Annotated in this window: 5 protein-coding genes; 3 read left to right on the forward strand and 2 right to left on the reverse strand. The window is 71.8% G+C overall.

The genetic code is table 11. The features are described from left to right. Positions 1-24: 24 nt before the first annotated feature. Together pabB and ACZ7NC_RS41005 are read right to left on the reverse strand one after the other, a co-directional pair. Positions 25-2,157 carry an aminodeoxychorismate synthase component I gene (gene pabB / locus ACZ7NC_RS41000; protein WP_471496615.1) on the reverse strand — a complete coding sequence of 711 codons (2,133 nt, stop codon included), beginning with the start codon at positions 2,155-2,157 and terminating at the stop codon, positions 25-27. Positions 2,158-2,242: 85 nt separating this feature from the next. Further along, a complete protein-coding gene (locus tag ACZ7NC_RS41005; protein WP_471496617.1) occupies positions 2,243-3,259 on the reverse strand; it encodes an AurF N-oxygenase family protein in 1,017 nt (338 codons plus the stop codon). A 100-nt stretch (positions 3,260-3,359) separates the two neighbouring features. On the opposite strand from ACZ7NC_RS41005, the gene ACZ7NC_RS41010 reads away from it, so the two are divergent. The 3 genes from ACZ7NC_RS41010 (at position 3,360) to ACZ7NC_RS41020 (ending at position 7,179) form a co-directional block, all read left to right on the forward strand. Then, on the forward strand, positions 3,360-4,865 hold the full coding sequence (locus ACZ7NC_RS41010) for a class I adenylate-forming enzyme family protein (protein ID WP_471496621.1): 1,506 nt from the start codon (positions 3,360-3,362) through the stop codon (positions 4,863-4,865). Positions 4,866-4,940: 75 nt separating this feature from the next. Beyond that, positions 4,941-6,191, forward strand: a complete 1,251-nt coding sequence (locus ACZ7NC_RS41015; protein ID WP_471496624.1) for a 3-deoxy-7-phosphoheptulonate synthase — start codon at positions 4,941-4,943, stop codon at positions 6,189-6,191. Positions 6,192-6,633: 442 nt separating this feature from the next. Next, positions 6,634-7,179 carry a class I SAM-dependent methyltransferase gene (locus ACZ7NC_RS41020; RefSeq protein WP_471496627.1) on the forward strand — a complete coding sequence of 182 codons (546 nt, stop codon included), beginning with the start codon at positions 6,634-6,636 and terminating at the stop codon, positions 7,177-7,179. The last annotated feature ends 89 nt before the right edge of the window (positions 7,180-7,268 follow it).

Genomic DNA, 7,268 nt, shown 5'->3' on the forward strand with positions numbered 1-7,268 from the left:
CCGGGATCGGGCCCGCGCCCCAAGCTAGCCGATGCGATCGCCCAGCGAGCGGGCGGCGGGAGCCTCGGGCGCGGGCGTGTCGGCGGCCGGCAGGGGCAGGGCGCGCAACGTGGCCTCGGCCTTGACCAGCATCTCGTCGTACTCGGCGAGCGGCTGTGAGTCGAGCACGATCGCTCCGCCCGCGCCCACGCTCAGCTCCTCGCGCCACCGTACGGCCGTACGGATCACGATGTTGAGATCCGCCGTGCCGGAGTAGCCGAGGAAGCCGAGCGCGCCCGAGTAGATGCCGCGGGCCTGGTCCTCCAGGGAGTCGATGATCTCCATGGTGCGCAGCTTGGGCGCGCCGGTCATCGACCCGCCGGGGAAGCACGCCTTGACGCAGTCGACGGCGCTCGCCTCCGCGCGCAGCGTGCCGCGCACCGTGGACACCAACTGGTGCACGGTCGTGTACGACTCGGTCGCCATGAAGGCCGGCACATGCACGCTGCCGACCTGGCAGATCCGGCCGAGGTCGTTGCGCAGCAGGTCGACGATCATCAGGTTCTCTGCGCGGGTCTTGGGGTCGTTCTGCAGGGAGGCGCGCAGGGCCTCGTCGAGCGCGGGGTCCGGGTTGCGCCGGGTCGTGCCCTTGATCGGCTTGCTCTCGACCGTCCGCTCCGGGTCGATGCGCAGGAAGCGCTCGGGCGAGGAGCAGAAGACGGAGAGCTCGCCGAGCCGCAGCAGCGCCGCGTACGGCGCCGGGTTGAGCCTGCGCAGCCTGCGGTAGTAGGCCAGGTCGTCGACCGGGGCCGGCAGACGCAGGCTGTTGGTCAGGCAGATCTCGTAGCTCTCGCCGGCGTGCAACTGGCGCTGGGACGCGGTGATGTCGGCCAGATACTGCTCGCGGGGCCGGGCGAGCCATCGGGTGACGTCCGGGTCGGCGGCGGTCGGGACGGGCCGCGCGGCCGCGGCGTCGGGGATCGTACGGAGCACCGCGGCCGTGCGCTCCAGCCACTCCTCGGTGCCGGCGGCGTCCGACGGCTCGGCGAGGCCCACCAGATAGGTGCGCTCCTGAAGGTGGTCGATCGCCAGGAAGCGGTGCGCCCGCAGCCACATGGCGTCCGGGGCCGGGGCGCGGTGGGCGTTGTCGGCGCCGGTGTCGGCCTTCAGCTCGTAGCCGAAGTAGCCGACATAGCCGCCGGTGAGGTCGAACGGGAGGTCGTCGGTGCCGGTGACCTTCCGGCGCAGCCGCGTGTCCAGGACGTCGAATATGGTGCCGTGCTCCAAGTAGGGGATGCCGCCCGAGGGTTCGACGATCACCGACGCGTCGCCGACGCGGTAGGTGAGCACCTCGCCGTCGGGTCCGTCGGCGTCGCCCAGGAAGGAGAAGCGGGACAGTCCGGGCTCCACATGGGCGCTGTCGAGCCAGAACGCCCGGCTGCTGCCACCGTGCAGCACGGTGAACGCCGCCTCCGCGTCCACGGCCCGCTCCAGGCACCGCACATGGGCGCGCAGAGTGGGCGCCGTGGTCGCGGGACGGGGCGCCGGGGGCTGGAGCGGGGCAGCGGTGCGCCGGGGCGGAACGCGGCGTCCGGGACGGGCCGCCAGCGCCAGTCGCCGGAAGTTCGCGACCAGTTCGGCACCGTACTGCGTGCTGATCGACTCGGGGTGGAACTGGACGCCCCAGCGCGGCAGTTCACGGTGGCGCAACCCCATGATCACACCGTCCTCCGCCCGCGCGATCACCTCCAGCTGCTCCGGCAGCGGCTCGGCGACGCACAGCGAGTGGTAGCGCACGGCGGTGAAGCGGTCGGGCAGTCCGGCGAAGACGTCCCGGCCGGTGTGCTCGACGGTCGTGAGGTGCCCGTGGCGGGGCTCCGGCGCCCCGGCCACCCGTGCGCCGGCCAGCAGACCGATGCCCTGGTGCCCGAGGCAGACGCCGAGGACGGGCAGGTCGGTGTGGTCCAGCAGGGCACGCGAATGCCCGAAGTCCCGTTGTCCCGCCGGATGCCCGGGGCCCGGTGAGATCACCGCCGCGTCGAAGGCGTCGACGTCCAGCCGACTCCAGGCCGGGTCGTCGTTGGGCACGACGGTCGGCTCGCTGCCGTAGCTCTGGGCCAGCAGCTGGAAGAGGTTGTAGGTGTAGGAGTCGTAGTTGTCGATCAGCAGTGTGCGCATGGCCCCTTCAGAGGGTCGGAACGGTCGTCGGTGACGGTGCGGGTGCCGCCGACGGTCGGACTTGGGTCAGGGCATGAACGGCTCGTCAGCCGACGGAGACCGTCGACCAGTCGAAGGGCACCTCGTCGAGGACGTCCATCTCGCGGCACAGCCGGTGCAGCCCGCTGAAGTCCTGCAACAGCCGCTTTCGCGCCGCCGACGCGGCCACGTCCTGGAGCATTTGCCGCCCGCCCGGCACGTTCGTCAGCTCGACGATCCGGTGCCAGGTGGTGAAGTCGTTCGCCGCGAAGGCCTCCATCCCGTCGGCGAGGGCGGCGAGGAAGAACCGCCGGTGTTCGGGGCCGAGGCGGGCGTGGGCGGCCTTGGCGACCTCGGCCGCGATCGAGGAGTGGCAGTACTCGTCGCGGTTGTGCAGATCGGCGGTGACGCGGTTGATCGGCTGGACCTCGGTGTCGTCGGCGACGAGATCGAGATAGGCGTTGATGGAGATCTCGGCGACGGTGGTGTAGGCGAGCTGGTCCAGTTCGCGCAGCCGGGGCGTCGCCGCGGTGGCCAGGCGCTCCTCGTGGCGCCGGGCCTTGTGGCCGAGCGGCAGCGCGGCATCGGGCATCGCCCAGCCACGCCGACGGCGGGTCACCGCACTGGCGTTGAGGTGCATCAGGGTGTGGTACTGCTCGTCCACCATCGCCTGTGTCACCGCCACCGTCATGGACTCGCCGAGCCCGGTGTCGAACGCGTCGGCGGCCATCAGGGCGAAGCCGGGATTGACCACCCGCTGCTCGATGTCCTGGATGTTCTTGTTGAACGCGATCCAGCCCCAGCCCCGCAGCCTCGCCTTCGTCCCGTCGTCCAGCGCGAGATAGGTCGGGTGGTCGCGAAACGGCAGCAGGGTCTCGGGGCAGTCGGGCCGGTCCGGTTCGAACAGGTCGTCCAGATCCGGCTCCTGGCGCTTGACGGCCGCACGCCGGTGCCAGTTGCCGGACAAACGGCTGATCACGGCGTTCTCCACGGGATGCGCCGGGTCGTGGGCCGGTAACCCGGGAGGCGCGCCGCCCTGCCCCCAGTGGTCACCCATTCGTTCGCCTGAAGAATCAATACTCATGCATACATTGTATGGGTCTATACTCTGGATGGAAGCCCCCAAAGGCTCGAAGAGCCGTTCCGGAGGACTCGATGACGGATCGTCGGACGGATGACCTCGCATGTGGCTGACGCAGATCCTGGACCGCAACCGCCGCCTGCATGCCGGACACACCGCCCTGGTGGACGAGCGACGCGGTGTCACCTGGCGCGAGCTGGCGGAGCGGGTGGACACCCTGGCCGGCGGACTGCTCGCACAGGGCCTGGGACCGGGCGACCGGGTCCTGCTCCCGGCCCCGGAACGGATCGCGGTGTTCGAGGCGTACTTCGCCCTGGCCCGGATCGGCGCCGTGGCCGTACCCGTGGACTCCCTCGGCCCCGCGCAGGAGGCGGCCGCCGTCGCCCGGCGGACCGGCGCGGTGGCCGTCCTCGCCGACCTCGCGACCCACACCTGGGTGTACGACCTGGACGTACCCGTCGTCCTGGATCTCGCCGGCCCCGGCGATGACAGGTCCGCCCTGCCGCCGTACCAGGGCCCTTGGCCGCGGGTGCGCCCCGACGACCCCGTCGCCGTCATGCACACCTCCGCGACCACCGGCCGGGCCCGCGCGGTGGTCTGGGACCACCGCGGCCTGATGCAGGTCTGCCTCGCCTGGCTCGCGGCGACCGGTCCGGCCGAGCGGGCGACGCTGGTCAACTGCGCCCCGCTGTTCCACAGCAGCGTCGCCATGTCGTTCACGTACATGGCGGCCGGCGCCGGCGTCGTCCTGCCGCCCGCGTCCGCGCCGCACCGCACCCTGGAGGCCGTGGCCCGGCACCGGGCCACGCACCTCTGGCTCGATCCGGAGACCCTCCGGCACCTCGTCCACGCGGCACGCACCCGGCCCCACGACACCGGCAGCCTCCGGGAGATCGTCTACGGCGGGGCCCCGCTGCCCTGGGAGGTCTACCGCGACGCGGCCCGGACCTTCGGCTGCGCCTTCCGGCAGGCGTACGGCGCCGCGGAGGCCGGCGGTCACTTCGCCATGCTCGCCCCGCACGAGCACCCGGCCCCGCAGTCACCGCCCGACAGCTCTCCCGGCCTGGGCGCGGGCCGGCCCCTGCCCGGCGTCGACGTGCGGATCCGGCGTCCGGACGGGACCGAGGCGGCACCCGGCGAGAACGGCGAGATCTGTGTGCGCAGCGACAGCCTGATGCGCGGATACTGGGCCGACCCGCGGGCCACGGCCGACGTGACCCGGGGCGGCTGGCTGCACACCGGCGACCTGGGCCGGGCGGACCCGGCCGGATACCTCACGCTCGTCGGCCGGCAGACCGACGTGATCACGACCGGCGGGCGCGACGTCCACCCGGCGGACATCGAACGGGTGCTGCTCTCCCATGACGGAGTGGCCGACACGGCGGTGGTGGGCCGCCCCGACCCCGCGCACGGCGAGGTGCCGATCGCCTATGTGGTGCCCGCCCCGGCGGCCAGCCCCACGCCCGACGAACTCACCCGGCTGATCGCCGCGGAACTGGCAGGTCATCACCGGCCCGCCCTGATCACGTTCCTGGACACCCTGCCGCGCAACCGCTCCGGCAAGATCCTCAAGACGATCCTCCGGGACATGGCCGACAAACACCTCTGACACGGCGACCATGTGCGACTCCGGCGCGCACGAGAGCGAGAGAGAGACAGGACGGCGAGCGATGCGGATGACGACGTGGTGACGACAGCGGCTTCGCTGCACGGCCGGGCCCCGTGGCACCCGGCGCGCTGGCGCGGGCTCCCGGCCGGGCAACCGCCCGGCTGGCCGTACGACGACCGGCTGCGCCAGGCACACGCCCAACTCGCCACGCGGCCCGCCCTGGTGAGCGGTGAGGAGGTGCTGACGCTACGCCGCCGGCTCGCCGAAGTGGCGTACGGCCGGGGCCTGGTGATCCAGATGGGCGACTGCGCCGAACCGTTCGCCCCGGCCACCCCCGCCGGCATCGGACGGACGCTGACCCTGTTCCGGGACACCGCCCGGACCGTCGAGGAACGGCTCGGACTGCCCGTGCACACCGTCGGCAGGATCGCCGGGCAGTTCGCCAAGCCCCGATCGTCTCCGACCGAGGAGATCGACGGTGTCCTGCTGCCCGCCTTCCGCGGCTTCCTGGTCAACGACATGGCGCCGGACGCCACGGCCCGCCGCCCCGAACCACGCCGCATGCTCTGGGGCTACGAACACGCCGCGCGCACCCTGTTCCTGCTGCGCCGCGCCGCGGACGAGGGGCTGCCCATGCGCGGGCACTGGGGCGACGGCCTGCCCGCGCTGTGGACCAGCCACGAGTGCCTCGTCCTGGACTACGAGGAGCCGCTGACCAGATGGGACCCAGAAGCACAGGGCTGGGTACTGACCTCGACCCATCTCCCCTGGACGGGCGAGCGGACCCGGCACCCCGAGGGAGCCCATGTGCGCTTCCTCGCCGGGCTGTTGAACCCCGTCGGCTGCAAGGTGGGCCCGGGGATGACGCCCGGTGAGGTCGTACGGCTCGCCGCGACGCTCGACCCCGACCGCCGGCCCGGCAGGCTGGTCCTGATCTCCAGGATGGGCGCGGACCGGATCGAGGAGCGCCTTGCGCCCCTGGTGGCGGCGGTCCGCGCGGCCGGACACACCGCCGTGTGGCTGTGCGACCCGATGCACGGCAACACCGTCCGGGCCGCCACCGGCCACAAGACCCGGCATCTGGGCGCCGTGATCGCCGAGAGCGAGGCGTTCGTCCGGGCGGTGTGCCGCGCGGGCGGTCGGCCCGGCGGTCTGCACCTGGAGAGCACCGCGGAGTCCGTCACCGAATGCGTCGGAGGCCGCTGCGGGATCTCCGAGAATGATCTGCCGCGTGCCTACCTCAGCGCCTGTGATCCGCGGCTGAATGCCGATCAAACCCTGGAAACGGTGGAGCGTTTCACCGAACAGCTGAGTCGATTCAGCTGAGTCGCTTCACCTGAGTCGACAGAGCCGGGTCGATTCCGGCTTTGCGCCGCCGCTCATTGCCGCGCCTTCCGATCACCGCTTCTTCACTCGATCGTCACTTCTCGGGCAAGTCTCGCGCCGACCTGCGCCATTGCGTCCACGCCGGGGCGAATCACCGGGGAGAGCCTGACGGATGGAGTACGCTTGTGCGGGGATCGCTGTCGTCAATTGTTCCCAGTTGGACGACAGTTGCTCCATAACGGGGATGGGGGCGTTCATGGCCGTGCGTAACCCGGTCAATCAAGATTCGACAGAGCCTCGTGACACAAGTCACCGGACGCGACCGCCGGAGACCGGGGCCACCGACAACGAAACGACCGAGACCCGGCGGATATTAGCCCGCGCCGGGGTGCGGTCCGGTCAACGAATTCTGGATATCGGCGCGTTGCTGCGGCAGCGCGGTATGACGGATCTCGAATCGAAGGAGTTCCAGGTCGTCGGAGTGCGGGAGGCCGCCGGCACGACGGCTCGGCCGCACCCGGTGCCGGTCGCCCCGGATCTCGATTTCACCGTGGCACACCTCGGCGAACTCGATCTGCCCGTCGCCTCCTTCGATGTCGTAGTGGCGCTCGACTACTGGCCCTCCGCGCCGCTCGCGGTCGCCGCCCGGGGCTGGCGTCGCGTCCTCGGACCCGAGGAGGGCATCGTGATCGTCACCGGCACCGACCTGCCCGGCGTCCATCGGGCCTCGCGCCAGTGGACGAGCGCGTTGACGGCGGCCGGCTTCGCGGTCGACGCGGTGGCGAAGGCACCGGCCGACTCAGGCCACTACGCGGCCCTCGCCAGTGCCGCCCGACTCGGCGGCGATGGGCTGCGCGCGGCGCTCGGGCCCGGCACGGCCGAGTCGTATGTGGCACATGTGCAGCGGTTGCACGGCAGCACACGGCAGCAGTCGGCCGAGTGCTTCGAGATCGTGGCCCGGGCCGGGGGTTTTCGGCCCCACCCCTAGTACTGCAACGGTGCTTGCCGTGACTGCTGGCCAGTTCGCTCGTTGGTGTGGTCATGGGTGGGGACCATGCTGGTGTCAGGTTGTGGGCG

It is taken from the genome of Streptomyces sp. NPDC111802, assembly GCF_055634335.1.

Coding starts and splice junctions, on each gene's coding strand:
- ACZ7NC_RS41005 (WP_471496617.1), bottom strand. CDS start 3,259: ATGAGTATTGATTCTTCAGGCGAACGAATGGGTGACCACTGGGGGCAG.
- pabB (WP_471496615.1), bottom strand. CDS start 2,157: ATGCGCACACTGCTGATCGACAACTACGACTCCTACACCTACAACCTC.
- ACZ7NC_RS41010 (WP_471496621.1), top strand. CDS start 3,360: ATGTGGCTGACGCAGATCCTGGACCGCAACCGCCGCCTGCATGCCGGA.
- ACZ7NC_RS41020 (WP_471496627.1), top strand. CDS start 6,634: ATGACGGATCTCGAATCGAAGGAGTTCCAGGTCGTCGGAGTGCGGGAG.